At 68.2% G+C, this 14,183-nt stretch carries 12 protein-coding genes; 7 read left to right on the top strand and 5 right to left on the bottom strand.

Going from position 1 to position 14,183, the window contains the following annotated elements; translation table 11 throughout:
* The first annotated feature begins 724 nt into the window (after positions 1–724).
* The 3 genes from ACFV2J_RS23780 (at position 725) to ACFV2J_RS23770 (ending at position 4,657) form a co-directional block, all read left to right on the top strand.
* Positions 725–1,357: a hypothetical protein gene (locus ACFV2J_RS23780; protein WP_385082311.1), complete on the top strand. Its 633-nt coding sequence runs from the start codon at positions 725–727 to the stop codon at positions 1,355–1,357.
* A 64-nt stretch (positions 1,358–1,421) separates the two neighbouring features.
* Positions 1,422–2,837 carry a transcriptional regulator gene (locus tag ACFV2J_RS23775; RefSeq protein WP_385082312.1) on the top strand — a complete coding sequence of 472 codons (1,416 nt, stop codon included), beginning with the start codon at positions 1,422–1,424 and terminating at the stop codon, positions 2,835–2,837.
* Complete coding sequence (locus ACFV2J_RS23770; protein WP_385082314.1) at positions 2,834–4,657, top strand: DEAD/DEAH box helicase; 1,824 nt, start codon at positions 2,834–2,836, stop codon at positions 4,655–4,657. The genes ACFV2J_RS23775 and ACFV2J_RS23770 overlap by 4 nt, the downstream gene beginning before the upstream one ends.
* 54 nt (positions 4,658–4,711) lie before the next feature.
* Here ACFV2J_RS23770 and ACFV2J_RS23765 read toward each other — a convergent pair whose 3' ends face one another.
* Complete coding sequence (locus ACFV2J_RS23765; RefSeq protein ID WP_385082316.1) at positions 4,712–5,842, bottom strand: DNA cytosine methyltransferase; 1,131 nt, start codon at positions 5,840–5,842, stop codon at positions 4,712–4,714.
* 175 nt (positions 5,843–6,017) lie between these two features.
* On the opposite strand from ACFV2J_RS23765, the gene ACFV2J_RS23760 reads away from it, so the two are divergent.
* Positions 6,018–6,737, top strand: a complete 720-nt coding sequence (locus ACFV2J_RS23760; protein WP_385082317.1) for an HNH endonuclease — start codon at positions 6,018–6,020, stop codon at positions 6,735–6,737.
* A gap of 261 nt (positions 6,738–6,998) precedes the next feature.
* A complete protein-coding gene (locus ACFV2J_RS23755) occupies positions 6,999–7,301 on the top strand; it encodes a hypothetical protein (protein WP_385440435.1) in 303 nt (100 codons plus the stop codon).
* A 110-nt stretch (positions 7,302–7,411) separates the two neighbouring features.
* Here the strand turns inward: ACFV2J_RS23755 and ACFV2J_RS23750 are convergent, their stop codons facing one another.
* A complete protein-coding gene (locus ACFV2J_RS23750) occupies positions 7,412–8,377 on the bottom strand; it encodes a GlxA family transcriptional regulator (protein ID WP_385082320.1) in 966 nt (321 codons plus the stop codon).
* A gap of 209 nt (positions 8,378–8,586) precedes the next feature.
* Between ACFV2J_RS23750 and ACFV2J_RS23745 the strand changes: the two genes are divergently transcribed.
* Positions 8,587–9,054 (top strand): hypothetical protein, encoded by a 468-nt coding sequence (locus tag ACFV2J_RS23745; RefSeq protein WP_385082321.1) that lies wholly within the window; start codon positions 8,587–8,589, stop codon positions 9,052–9,054.
* Here the strand turns inward: ACFV2J_RS23745 and ACFV2J_RS23740 are convergent.
* The 3 genes from ACFV2J_RS23740 to ACFV2J_RS23730 all read right to left on the bottom strand — a co-directional run bounded on the left by ACFV2J_RS23740 (position 9,051) and on the right by ACFV2J_RS23730 (position 12,600).
* Entirely contained in the window at positions 9,051–9,530 is a 480-nt protein-coding gene (locus tag ACFV2J_RS23740) for a hypothetical protein (RefSeq protein WP_385082323.1), read from the bottom strand. The genes ACFV2J_RS23745 and ACFV2J_RS23740 overlap by 4 nt on opposite strands.
* Before the next feature lie 148 nt (positions 9,531–9,678).
* Complete coding sequence (locus ACFV2J_RS23735; RefSeq protein ID WP_385082324.1) at positions 9,679–11,181, bottom strand: MFS transporter; 1,503 nt, start codon at positions 11,179–11,181, stop codon at positions 9,679–9,681.
* Between the two features lie 51 nt (positions 11,182–11,232).
* On the bottom strand, positions 11,233–12,600 hold the full coding sequence (locus ACFV2J_RS23730) for a DUF445 domain-containing protein (RefSeq protein ID WP_385082344.1): 1,368 nt from the start codon (positions 12,598–12,600) through the stop codon (positions 11,233–11,235).
* A gap of 242 nt (positions 12,601–12,842) precedes the next feature.
* Between ACFV2J_RS23730 and ACFV2J_RS23725 the strand changes: the two genes are divergently transcribed.
* A complete protein-coding gene (locus ACFV2J_RS23725; RefSeq protein ID WP_385082325.1) occupies positions 12,843–14,174 on the top strand; it encodes an SGNH/GDSL hydrolase family protein in 1,332 nt (443 codons plus the stop codon).
* The last annotated feature ends 9 nt before the right edge of the window (positions 14,175–14,183 follow it).

Below are 14,183 nucleotides of genomic sequence, written 5' to 3'. Positions count from 1 at the left end.
CCCGGCCTTTGTCGTTCTCCTCCTCGACCACCCTACCCCGCGCGTCTCCCCTTTTTCCTTGCGGGTGGGCCCGCCCCCCGCCCCCCGGGCCCCCCCCCAACACAGTGCGCTGGCAGCTCGCGCACAAAGCCGCCGGCGGTTCGCATGCCTTCACCCAAAGACCCTCAAGCTCTTCCCAGGTGACAGGCATGGAGGCGCCGCTCGTCCGCCCGGCCGTCTCCGCCAGTTCGTAGAGCGCGCGGATCACCTCACGCCTTGGCTTGTGGACGCGCGCGTTGAGCAGGTCGGAGAGCGCGCTCGCCGACGTATCGCAGCCAAAGTCGCGTCTTTCCAGCTCGGCATGTGTATGCCTCAGCGACAGGCCAACCACCCTCATCAAGCTGCGCAAGGCCCTGGCGAGGGCTCTTCTCTCCTCCGGTATTCCGGCATCCAGTTCCCTGAAGCGACCCGATCGCGGCACGCCAGCTCCTTCTGTCCCACCCCACCGAAGCTTTTGACGACAGTGTGCCTCCGTCCATCCTCAACTGGCCCATCGACTGTGTCCGGATGCTCATCTGGACACTCAGCCACTTCTCTTTCAGGCGGACTTGATGTTCCGTTGTGGGCAGCGGGCCACTGTCAGGCGCCAACTGCCCTGACACGCGGTCGGGCTGGCCCGCTCAAGCTCTGTGAGGTGGAGATGAGCACGGCCTTTCCTTCATGGCGGGACAGCAAACTGGGCACGATGAAGCGCGCCGCACTCTGGCTCGTCCAGGTGGTCGGCGAGGGAAACGTCTTCACCAAGACGGAACTCCGTGACGCGTTTCCGGACGTGGCGCAGATCGACCGCCGCATGCGGGATCTTCGTGTCTTCGGGTGGAAGATCGACACCAAGCGTGAGGACTTCGACCTCGACGCCAACGAACAGCGTTATGTCCAGCGCGGCGAGGCCGTATGGGAGCCGGGCCGCGGTACTCGGCCCAAGAGTGCGATCACGGTAAACCAGCGCCGGGAGCTGCTGGCCACCTACAACCACAAGTGCAGTTCGTGTGGTGCCACCCCCGGAGACAAGTACGCCGACTCGGAGGTCACAGCTCAGCTGGACGTGGCCAAGCGTGAAGTCCGGCTGCCGAACGGCACGATGGCTCAGCAGTACGTCGTCGAATGCAACCGCTGCCGAGTTGGCGGCATCGGTTCCACGTACGACGTGCCGGCGCTGCTCTCGGAGGCCGCCTCGCTCCCGTCGTTCGAACTCGACATCCTGAAGTCCTGGATCAAGCAGGACGCCCGGACCTTCAGTTCCGCCGAGGACATCTGGGCGAAGTACCGGGCACTGCCGGCCGAGGCACGCGAAGCCTTCCGCGAAGGCCTGCGTTAGGCGCCCTCGCACCAACGCTTGATTCCGCCGTTCCCACAGCTCGCTCCAGCTACGAGAGGTACACATGCCGACAGACTTCGGCGTCCCCCCAATCGCGGATGAGAACCGCGCCAAGATCGAAGAGCGACTCAAGGATTTGCGTGCCGGTGGCGCAGTTCCTGAAACGCTCCGCGTGGAGTTCCGGGGCGGCCCCATCCACGTCGAAGTTATCGACATGCCCGTGGACCAGCTCTACTACAATCCCGCCACTCACAGGATCAATGCACAGCGCGCCTATGACCCGGCGCAGGAAGAGGCGCTGACGAAAGACCACTGGTCGGATGCCGGCCAGAATTATCTGCACCATCTGCTGACCGCCATGCCGTCCGATCCCCACCAGCGTGATCCGGACTTCGACAAGCTGAAGGAGAGCCTGCGCGACCATCGGCAGAACGAGCCAGGTCTCATCTCTCGTGAAGGCGTTCTCGTCAACGGCAACACCCGTCGGGCCGCTCTCAAGGAGCTGGGTGTCCAGTACATCCGCGTGGGCGTCCTTCCGGCCAGCTGCACCTGGGACGACATCCGATCCGTCGAGCTGTCACTGCAGCTCCGGCCGGACCGGAGGCGTGAATATTCTTATGTCAATCAGCTGATGGCTATTGAGGAACAGATCACCCGGGGGCTGCCCCTCGCCGCCATCGCCAAGCTGTTCCACACTTCAACCCCGGCGCTGGAACGGGACACATGGGTTCTGGGACAGCTGCGTGACCTGGTCAAGCGCAGCGAGCACGGCCAGGCAAGACTGCGCCTCATGGACTTCGAGGACGCCAAGGAGAGCTTCGCCGAGCTCTACCGGACTTACGTGAAGGAGAAGGACAGAAACAAAGAGGCAGCCGACACTCTTCTTGAATACCGCCTGGCGGCGATTGTCCTCGATTTCGCCAAGACTGACATTCGCAAAATCCGCACCGACTTCCGGGAAAAGTATCTGGAACGCTACTTGCCGGAAGGGTCCACCATGGTGGCCCAAGAGGCCCCCAAGACGGTCTCTATCCCCGGTCTCAATCGTTCCGTGCCGGCACCGAGTTCCGAAACGGCCGGGGCCCGTGCGCTCACTGACGCGCTCCTCAGGGCAAAGGCCACACAGAAGTCTGTCTCCGCAACGACCGCCGAAGAACTCACTGCAGCCAACAACTCCGTGTCTTCGCTCCGAGACGTCTTCGAGGATTCGATCCAGGACGCTCATAAGGTGGACCGTGAGCGAAAGAAGCGGCTTGCGGCCCCTGACCGTGTCAGTGCGGCAGTTAAGGAACTTCAGCAGTGCGTCACGGACCTGGCGCTGGCGCGGGGCAACAACAGCCTGGACGAAGGCGCCTTCGATGACGCTCTGCTCACGCTCAGGCAAGCGCTGACGAAAGTGTCGGTCGAAGCGTCGAAAAGCATCCAGCTCCCAGGAGAGGGCCTGTCATGGCTGCGTGAGACTGTGGCAGACGAGCGATGACGCACTCCAGCCTCCCGTCTCTCCGGATCGCCTTCGACATCACTAGGACGCGTGCGGTAATCCGCGCCCGGCCGGGACTGGAAGGGGACTTCGGGATGCTGGCCACCCGGCTGACTCCGGGTGGCCAGCGCGGCCCACTGACCTCGGATGCCGGCCTGGACAGCTTTCTGTTCTCCATCGGTGAGCTGGCCAACTGGCCCCACGCTGACGTCGAGTGGGAGCCTGAGCTGGCCAGCCTGGTCACCGGCGTCCTAGATGACTCCGAGACCGTACGGGCCAGGCTCAGCTCCTCGCCCACCAGCTCTGAGCAGGTGCGGCTAGTACCGGATGACGTGCCCGCCCTGCTGGGCGCGGGCTGGCAGGCAGACCTCACTTCGTTCCAGCTGCGGGACATCGGGGAGCTGCTGTCCTTGGGGCATGGCGCGAACTTCAGCGTCCCCGGTGCCGGCAAGACGCGCACGGCACTGGCGGTATTCAGTGCCCTGCGGGAGCAGGGAGAAGTCCGACGCCTTCTCGTCGTATGCCCCAAGCCGGCCTACGAAGCGTGGCAGTTCGAAGGTGAGGCCTGCTTCAAGAAACCGCTGCTGACCTCGGTCATGGACACGGGATTCCCTGATCCAGAAGCCGATGTCGTTCTGGTCAACTACGAACGTCTGGCTGGTTCCGTCGGCCATCTGTCAGAGTGGCTGCGTACGGCCCCGGCGATGTTCGTGCTCGATGAAGCGCACCGTATGAAACTCGGAGCCCGCGGCACTTACGGCTCCGCCTGTCTGTCGCTCGGGCCTCTGGCTCGGCGACGCCTCATCCTCACTGGGACACCAGCTCCAAACGGTGCCCGGGATCTGGAGAGCCTGCTCTCGTTCGTCTGGCCAGGACGCGGCAAGCAACTCGTCGTCGAAGCTGTACGTGGCGGGGATCTCGCTTACGCCAGCCAGGCCCTGCGTCCGCTGTTCACTCGGACGACGAAGAAGGAGCTGGGGCTCCCTCCCTATGAACCCGTAGTCCGCTATGTCGATCTTCCCCCACTGCACCGCGAGTTGTACGACGCGCTCAAGGGGGATCCGTCCGCACGCCGAGGTGACCTGGCCTCACTCGGCAAGGCGGCTATGCGCACGCTCATGGCCGCAATCAGCCCGGCCCTACTGGCCCCGAGCGACACCCCCTATGAAGCACTCGCCTTTCAGCTGCCGGCGCTTGACGTCTCCGATGACGACTCGCTTCACGCACTGCTGCAGCGGCTCCCTCGGCATGAACTGTCACCCAAATACGAGGAGACCGTTCGTATCGTCGCGAAGAACGCGCGGGCTGGCCGCAAGACTCTGATCTGGACTGGGTTCATCCGAAGCCAGAAAACCCTGGAGGAGCTACTGGCGCCGCATGCCCCGGCTTCCGTCCACGGCACCACCCAGGACCGGGAAGCCGAGCTCAGCCGCTTCCGCGAGGACCCGTCGTGCATGGTCCTGATCTCCAACCCCGCGACCCTGGGCGAGGGGATCAGCCTTCACCAGGTCTGCCATGACGCCGTGTACGTGGACCGCGACTTCATGGCCGGCCGATTCCTCCAGAGCCTCGACCGCATTCACCGGCTAGGGCTGCCCCCGGGCACCGAGACTCGCGTGACCGTGCTGGCGGTCCGGGGAACGATCGACGAAATCGTGGCCGTACGCCTCGAGAAGAAGCTGAACTTCCTGGGCAGCGTGCTCGATGACCCGGCAGTGCGCCAGCTAGGCGATCTCCAAGAGGAGGAGACCACGGGCCTGGGCATGGACGCCGATGACATCCATGCCCTGCTCGCCCACCTGAACAGCCGACCGTCCTGACGGACGGCTGAGCTGCGACACCGCTGATGCGCGCCGCAGCTCAGCCGCCCTCAGTCACTGGCTGGCGGCGCGATTGCGGTCCGCCTTGAGTACTTCCATGATCGATTCGCCAATGGCCTGTGCGACGGGCGGCGGAAACGCGTTCCCGACCTGTCGGTACTGAGCCGTCTTGCCTCCCGTGAACTCCCAGTACGTCGGGAACCCCTGGATGACCGCCGCCTGGCGAACCGTGAGCATGGGCCCCCCCGCACGGAACAGATCACGATCCTCGGTGCCGGTCGGCTTGCCGTCCACTGGCGCATTGGCCACGCCCAGGCCCGAGACGCCTAGCTTTTCCCATGCCTTCTTGGCGCGGCTGGGACCGAGGTCAGCGCCGCCGTGCTTCTTGGAGCCGCCCACGAGTGTGGGGGCTACGCCCCTCTTGGCGTCATCTGCCCACTTATCGAAGACATCCTGTGCCTCGACAGCTTTAGCGCCCTTCAAGAACGGTGCAATGCGTTCCTGCATCGTGTCCTTAAGCGCCTTATAGACCGTTACCGTCTCTGCGCTGGGCGCGGGAGCTTCGTACTTCAGGTCCTTCAGGACGTCTTTGCGGAAAGCGACAAGGATGGAGCGCGGCCGAAGCTGCGGAACGCCGAACTTCTCCGCCTCATAGACCTTCCACGCCACCACTTCGTAGCCAGGCAGCCCGTCGTCGTCAGTCTCCATCTCCTCAAGGCTGGCCTTGATCCGTGACCTGTACTCATCGAACTTGGGGTCCATGAGGCCGCGGACGTTCTCGATCATGACTGCGCGAGGGCGGATGAGCTCGGCCAGCTCCAGGATGCAGGGAAAGAGATCACGTTCGTCGTCCTCACCGAGCTGCTTGCCAGCGTGAGAGAAAGGCGGGCACGGCACGCCCCCGGCAAGCAGGTCAACCTCACCCCGCTTGTAGAGACCGGCACTCTTCACCAAGTCGCGTGCGGGGTCGAACTCCGTCACGTCCTGGCAGAGGACATCACAGTTGGCACGCTCCCAGTCCCACTTTGGGTGCACCTCGATGTTCTCGCGCAGGGTCGCCGCTGCGTACTTGTCGATCTCGATGAGGGCAAGATGCCTGAAACCGGCCGTGTGCAGGCCGATCGCCTGTCCGCCAGCGCCGGCGCAGATCTCGATCGACGTATAGCCCAGGTCAGTCCCGGTCATGACCCCTCCTCTTGCACGAATACCAGTGACGCCTCATACGGCAGCCATCACAGAGGGTGACACGACCCACTGACATTGCGACTCGACACGGCGGCACACACCAGTGTGCGGCATCCTCTGCCCCGCCTCGGTCACCAGCAGCGTGGGCAATTTCGAATGCTCGTACGATACCGCTGTGGCGAGAATTGACTGGACGCGGGACGAGCTGGTGCTGGCCTGCGCGCTCGTTGCCGAAAACGAATGGCAGGAGCTCCGGACAACCGACCAGCAGGTGCAGGACCTGTCCCACCTTCTCAGGCAGCTGCCGCTGCACGATGGCGCGGCGGCGGATCCGAAGTTCCGCTCCCCGGGCAGCGTCAGCCTGAAGACGGGCAACATCATGACAGCCAGGGCCGAATACCGCGGGGCCCCCATGAAGGGCGGCCGACTGACTAGCGAGGTGGTGGCCGACTTCGCAGACCGTCCCGATGAGATGCTTGCCACCGCCAAGGCCCTGCGTGCGGGTATGGCATCGGCCGAGACCATCGGCATACCCGCCCAGGAAGGCGAAACGGACGCGGCCCGCGAGGGGCGGCTCCTCACTCGCTGGGCCCTCCACCGCGAGCGGAGCAGGCCTCTGCGCGACCGGAAGATCCGGGCGGTCCTGAAGGAGGGCGGCGCTCTGCACTGTGAAGTGTGCTCGTTCGACTTCACCACCGCTTACGGCGAGCTGGGAGCCGGGTACATCGAGGTCCACCACAGGCTGCCTCTTCACATATCGGGTGTGACGGAGACCCGGATCGCAGATCTTGCCCTGCTGTGCGCGAACTGTCATCGCATGTGCCACAGGAGCTTCCTTGGAGAATCCTGGCGCACCCCTGCCGACCTTGGATGGCAGATGCGGAAGTCTGATTGAACGAGTAGATGCACTCGCCGTCGGGGTTCAGGATCGCCTCGGCCATGGCCATCGACCGGCAGAGGTCCTTCCGGGTGTCGATGTCGGACAGGGCGGCGGCGATGTCTCCGGCTGTCATACGGCCATCCAACCGGATGCCACCGACAACCGGTCCGGAGCGGTCCCGGGCCCACGGTCCGATGTCACCCCGCCCGTGGTCACCCACGCGCCCGACCCGCCCGGGCAGGGCGTTAGCCTCGGGGGACGAACAAGGAGGCAGCGATGGCGAAGATCCCGGCCGCGGTGGTGGCCGCCGGTGGGCTTGTCGGTGGGTACGGCGTCGCTCGGTGGACGAAGAAGCGGCAGCTCGGCGGGGTCGTGCTGGCCGCCGCGGGGGCCACCGCCGCGCAGCAGTGGCGGCGGCAGGCCGGCGGGAGGGCCGCCGGGGCGCTGACCGTCGCGTACGTCGCCGCCTTCGCCGGGTCGCACCCGCTGGCGAAGAAGGTGGGCGCCTGGCCCGCGGTGTTCGGGGTCGCCGGGGCCGTCGCCCTCGCCTCCTGGGCCGTGGCCGACCGGCGCGCCTGAGCGCGGCACGGACCATCGAGCACCGCGTGCGGTAGCGGCGCGCGACCGCACCTCCGGTGCGCGAGCCGACCTCCTCCGCGCCCGGCGCGCAGCGCGACCGCGTCTCCGCCTCAGGAGACCCGTTCCTCCGCCCCCCGAAACGCCCGCCGGTACGCGTACGGGCTCGTCCCCACCACCCGCTTGAAGCGTTCGCGGAACGCCGTCGGGGAGCCGAAGCCCGCCTGGGTCGCGATGCGTTCGACCGGGTACGTGGTCGTCTCCAGGAGGTACTGGGCGCGGCGGACCCGGGCGCGGTGCAGCCACTGGAGTGGTGTGGTGCCGGTCTGTTCGCGGAACCGGCGGTTGAGGGTGCGGGTGCTCGTGCCGGCCCGGACCGCGATGTCCTCCAGGGTCAGGTCCCGGTCCGCGTTCTCCTCCAGCCAGCCGAGCAGCGGCTCCATGGTCGTGCCGGCCGGTGCGGGCGGCTGGGCGTGGACGATGAACTGGGCCTGGCCGCCCTCCCGTTCGAGCGGCATCACCGACAGCCGGGCCGCGTGCGCGGCGACGGCCGAACCGTGGTCCCGGCGGATCATGTGCAGGCACATGTCGAGGGCCGCGGCCGCGCCCGCCGAGGTGAGGAACTGGCCGTTGTCGACGTAGAGGACGTTCGGGTCGACGGTCACGGCGGGGTGCAGGGCCGCCAGGTCGCCGGCCGCGATCCAGTGGGTGGTCGCGCGCAGTCCGTCCAGCAGGCCGGTGGCGGCGAAGACGAAGGCGCCGACGCAGACCGAGGCGATCCGGGTGCCGTTCGCGGCCGCCGCCCGCAGCGCGTCGGCGACTCCCGGGGGGAGCGGCGCGGTGGGGTTCTCGGTCCCGGCGAGGATGATCGTGTCCGCCTCGGCCAGCGCCTCCAGACCGTGCGGGGCGCGCAGCGTGAACAGGCCCGCGCCGACCTCCTGGCCCGCCTCGACCGAACAGACCCGGATGCGGTAGGCCGCGCGGCCGTCCGGCAGGCGTGCCCGGCCGAAGGCGTCGATCGGGGCGGAGAGGTCGAACGGGATGACCTGGTCGAGCGCCAGTACGGCAACGGTGTGCATGGCCAGAGCGTAGGCATACGGCGGATTGTGGCCAACAGCGGCCAGGGGCAACCCGCCTCTGCCGCAGTGGGCCGCGGATCTCGCGGAACCTCCGTCCACCACCTCGTACGGCCCGAACCGACGCCAGGTGACAGCGGCTGGCGGGAATCCGTCGACCCCTGGCAAAAGTGCCACTTCTCCAAGATCCGGGCCGCCCATAGCGTCACCGCGTGACCAAGTTCCTTCTCGCCGTGCACGTCCTCGCCGCGATCGTCGCGGTCGGGCCCGTCACCGTCGCCGCCAGCATGTTCCCGCCCGCCGCCCGCAAGGCGCTCGCCGAGCCGCGGGACGAGCAGGCCCGTTCCACCCTCCGGCTGCTGTACCGCATCTGCCGGGTGTACGCGACGGTCGGCGTCGTCGTCCCCGTGTTCGGGTTCGCCACCGCCAGCGCCATGGGTGTCCTCGGTGACACCTGGCTGATCGTCTCGATCGCGCTGACGGCGCTGGCCGCGGTCGTGCTCGCGGCGCTGGTGCTGCCCCGGCAGACCGTGGTCGTGGAGGGCATCTGGCACGACACCCCTGTGGTGGGCCCCCGGGCGACGGTCCGGCTCGCCATGTTCACCGGCGTCTTCAACCTGCTCTGGGCCGCCGTGACGATACTGATGATCATCCGACCGGGGTCCACCACGGGTGCCTAGCCGCAGGATCCCGCCCGCCGGCCGGTGAGGAACGGTGAGTCGGTCCGTTCCTCCAGGTCCGCCCTGAACTGCCGGGCCACCGCCGTCGCGACCAGTACCCCCGCCGCGACGACCAGCGTGAAGGACGCCCACGCCAGGGGCCAGACCGCGGCGTCCGGGGGCTGCGGGTGGGAGTGGAAGGCGACGTACATCAGGACCGTCGGCGGGGCCGCCACCAGCAGCAACGGCCAGGCCAGCGCGTCCCGGCGGCCGAAGTAGACCGCCAGGAGCAGCAGGGCCGCGCCGAGGAGCACGACGCCGGGCACGGTCACCGGGGTCGTCTCGGTGAGCGACCCGGGCGAGTCGGGGCGGTTGCGCAAATCCCAGGGCAGGCAGAGGAGGTACGCCGCGCCGGAGAGGGCGGCGCCGAGCACGCGCGTCAGCCAGCGTTCCGGCCAGGGGCGCGTGCGCAGAGGGCCTAACAGCTTCTCGGTCATGCGTACGAGGGTTACCGTCCGGGCCACGGCCCGACAGAGTATGCGTACTCAGATCGTCAGGTCCTCAGATCCTCGGATCCCCGAGAACGCCGGGCCGGGAGTGGGTGGCGAACGGCCCACCGGTGTGGCCGGTCGTCCGCAAGCCAGGTCAGGCCGTCTTCCCGGACGCGCCGGACGCGCCGGACGTGCCGGACGACGACACCGACAGCGGTGTGGCGATGTCCTCCAGGGAGCGCCCCTCGGCCTTCACCGCGAGGAACGCCGCCACCAGGCCCGCCGCGCACATCAGGCCCGCCCCGATCTGGAAGGCGAGCACCGTGTCGCCGACGACGCCGGACGACGTGAGGTCGGCGAAGACCAGCGGTCCGCTGATACCGCCGGCGGCCGTTCCGAGGGCGTAGAAGAAGGCGATGGCCATCGCGCGGGTCTCCATCGGGAAGATCTCCGAGACCGTCAGGTACGCGCTGGAGGCGCCCGCCGAAGCGAAGAACAGTACGACGCACCAGCACGCGGTGAGCGTCGCGGCGTTCAGCGAGCCCTGGCCGAAGAGCCAGGCCGTGCCGAAGAGCAGCACACCCGACAGCAGGTAGGTGGAGGAGATCATCACCTTGCGGCCGACCGTGTCGAAGAGTTTGCCGAGCAGCAGCGGGCCGATGAAGTTGCCGGCCGCGATGACGGCGAAGTAGTAGCCGGTGCCGCCGGAGGGGACGTCGTAGAACTTGGTGAGGATGGCGCCGAAGCCGAAGGTGATCGCGTTGTAGAGGAAGGCCTGGCCGATGAAGAGGGAGAGGCCGAGCACGGCGCGCTTCGGATAGTTGCGGAAGACGGTCCGCGCGATGAGCCCGAAGCCGATGCTCTTGCGCTGCTCGATGGTGATCTCGCCCTCCGCGCGCGGCAGCGGCCTGCCCTTCTCCCGCTCGATGTCCCGCTCGACGGACGTGACCAGCGCGTCCGCCTCCTCGCCGCGGCCGTGGATGAACTGCCACCGCGGGCTCTCCGGCACATGCCGCCTGACCAGCAGGACCACAAGACCGAGGACCACTCCGAGGGCGAAGGTGAGCCGCCAGCCGACGTCCTTGGGGAAGATGTCCGTGTTCAGCATGACGATGGACAGCAGCGCGCCGCCGACCGCGCCGAGCCAGTAGCTGCCGTTGATGATCAGGTCGACGCGGCCCCGGAACTTCGCGGGGATGAGCTCGTCGATCGCGGAGTTGATGGCCGCGTACTCGCCGCCGATGCCGAAGCCGGTGAGGAAGCGGAAGGTGAAGAACCACCAGGCGTCGAAGGAGAGCGCGGTCATCGCGGTCGCCCCCAGGTAGACGACGAGCGTCACCATGAAGAGCTTCTTGCGGCCGTAACGGTCGGTCAGCCAGCCGAAGAAGAGGGCTCCGGCGCAGGCTCCCGCGACATAGAGCGCCGCGGCGACACCGGTGACCTGGGCCGAGGAGATGGACAGGCCGCTGCCGTCCTCGGAGAGCCGGCTCGCGATGTTGCCGACCGTGGTGACTTCCAGGCCGTCCAGGATCCAGACGGTTCCCAGCCCGATCACGATCATCCAGTGCCACCGGGACCAGGGGAGCCGGTCGAGGCGGGAGGGGACACTCGTGGTGACGGTTCCCGTGGAAGCGGGCACCGGGGCTGGTGGGGTCATGGCTCCCTCTCCGTTCGACGAACCCTGACCGGATTCCCCGCCGCGGGGTGGTTACGCCCCCACCGCTCGCGACACCACGTAGATCAGCAGTCCGGCCAGTGATCCCACCACCGTGCCATTGATCCGGATGAACTGCAGGTCACGGCCGATGTGCGCCTCGATCTTCCGGGTCGTGTGCTCGGCGTCCCAGCCGGCGACGGTGTCGGTGATCAGGGAGGTGATCTCCTTGCGGTAGGTCGTCACCACGTACACCGCCGCGCCCTCGACCCATCGGTCCACCTTGGCCTGGAGCTTGGGTTCGGTGGCCATACGGGTGCCCAGCGAGAGCAGCGAGGCCCGCACCCGCAGACGCAGCTCGCTGCGCTCGTCCTCGGCAGCGGAAACGATCATGGATCGTACGGCCGTCCAGGCGGAGGCGATCAGGTCCTGGACCTCACCGCGGCCGAGCACCTCGCCCTTGAGGCGCTCGACCCGGGCACGGGTGTCGGTGTCGGACTGGAGGTCGGCTGCGAAGTCGCCGAGGAAGCGGTCGAGGGCTCCGCGCGCCGGGTGGGACGGGGCGTCGCGCATCTCGGTGACGAAGCGCAGCAGCTCCTTGTAGACCCGCTCGCCCACCTTCTTGTCGACGAACCGGGGGGTCCAGCCGGGCGCGCCGCCCTGCACGGCGTCCATGACCTGCTCGTCGTGGAGCACCAGCCAGTCGTGGGCGCGGGCGCAGATCAGGTCCACGACCCTCTTGTGACCGCCGTCCGCGACGACCCTCTCCAGCATCTTCCCTATGCCGGGCGCGATCTCCTGGGCGTCGGCGCGGCGCGTGATGGCCTCGCCGACCACCGCCTGCACGTCGGAGTCGCGCAGGACGGTCAGCGCTCCCCTGAGAGCGGTGGCCAGCTCCGCCGTGACCCGGTCCGCGTGCTCCGGTTCGGCGAGCCAGGTCCCCAGCCTGCCGCCGATGCCCACGGCGCGCAGCCGCTGGCGGACGACCTCCTCGGAGAGGAAGTTCTCGCCGACGAACTCGCCGAGCGACACACCGAGCTGGTCCTTCTTGGTGGGGATGATCGCGGTGTGCGGGATGGGCAGGCCGAGCGGATGGCGGAAGAGGGCCGTGACCGCGAACCAGTCCGCGAGCGCGCCGACCATGCCGGCCTCGGCGGCCGCGGCGACATAACCGGCCCAGGGGCCCGCGCCCTCGTGCGACGCCCACGTGGCGAGGACATAGACCAGTGCGACCAGGAGCAGGAGGCCCGTCGCCGTCACCTTCATCCGGCGGACGCCGCGCTGCTTCTCCTCGTCGGCGGGACTGAACGAGGACATCGTGCGGTTCGCCGGGCCGGGTGCCGTCGCCGTGCGGTCCGTCACGCCGCCCGGCCGGGCCCGCCGCCCCTCCGTGTCCGCCGCTTCCGGTTCTGTGCGTTCCATGCGCTCCACCCGTTCGCCGACCCCGTCCGAGATCACGTACCCATTGTCCCTTCCTGACCGACTCCTGGAACGGAACAGGAGTTCCCGGCGTCTGTTCGGACGGGGGGAAATCAGGGAGATCTCCGGGACGCCTCAGGGTCGCCCCGGAAGGGGTCCTGTCCATCTCCCTCTACCCCATGACGCATCATGGGTTCATCAGATCGGAGCCTCGGGCTCCCCTCGCCCGAGGAGACACGCACCGCATGACCAAGCGTCACGGTTATGCCCTGCTGGCCGCGATCGTCGCCGTGATCGTGGTCATATCCGCAGCCATATACATAGGGGCCGCGGCCGACGACGGAAACAGCACCCGCAGCGCCCTCGCCGGCGCCCCCGGCCCGCACAACCCCGCGGCCCCCGCCTCCGTCGGCACCTGGGTCGGCGCCTGGTCGGCCTCACCCGGCGGAGCCGAACCCGGCACCGAGGACACCGGCATGGCGGGCCGCTCCGTGCGCAACGTCGTGCACGTGGGCGTCGGCGGCACCGACGCCCGTATCACCCTCTCCAACCTCTACGGAGAGCAGCCGCTGCGCATCACGCACGCCTCGATCGCGGTCGCCGCGGCCGAGAACGACGCGGCAGCCGCGGCCGGGACCATGAGCCGCCTCACCTTCGCCGGCAGCACCGCCGTGGTCGTCCCGGCGGGCCGGCAGGTGATGAGCGACGGCGTACGGATCCGGATCCCCCGCGACACCGACGTCCTCGTCACCACGTACTCCCCCACCCCGTCCGGCCCGGTCACCTACCACCAGCACGCCCGGCAGATCTCGTACGTGGCCGAGGGCGACCGCACCGAGGACCCGACCGGCACCGCGTACACCCAACAGACCCCGTACTGGCGCTATCTGACCGCCCTCGACGTGCTCAGCAACGAGTCGGCGGGCACCGTAGTCGCCCTGGGCGACTCGCTCACCGACGGCATCACCTCCACGACGGGCGCCAACCACCGCTGGACGGACGTCCTTTCGGAGCGGCTGCGCGCCGCGGCCGGTTCCGGGGACGTGCCGCGCTACAGCGTCGTCAACCAGGGCATCAGCGGCAACCGCGTCCTGGCCGACGGCCTCGGCCGGCCCGCCGACAACCCCAGCGGCCTCAACCGCTTCCGCCGCGACGTGCTCGACCGCACGAACGTCAGGGCCGTCGTCATCGACCTCGGTGTCAACGACATCCTGCGCAACCCGTACCAGGCCGATCCGCGCGCGATCACCGACGGACTGCGCCGGTTGGTCCAGCAGGCGCACGCCCGGGGACTGCGCGTCGTCGGCGCGACCCTGATGCCCTTCGGCGGCCACCGCGGCTACCGCAGCGACCGCGACGCGGTGCGCCGGGCCGTCAACGAGGAGATCCGCGCGGGCCTCGTGTACGACGCCGTCGTCGACTTCGACAAGGCGCTGCGCGACCCGTACGACCCGCGCAGGCTCCGCTCCGACTACGACTCGGGCGACCATCTCCACCCGAGCGACAAGGGGTACGAGCGGATGGCGGAGGTCTTCGACCTCGACGACCTGAAGGGATCGGCCCCGGCGGAGCTGTAGCGGGGGCCG

Source organism: Streptomyces sp. NPDC059668 (assembly GCF_042734135.1).
Classification (GTDB): Bacteria; Actinomycetota; Actinomycetes; order Streptomycetales; family Streptomycetaceae; genus Streptomyces.
The sequence above is the reverse complement of the archived record's forward strand: the minus strand, read 5'-3'. Positions and strand labels throughout refer to the sequence as shown.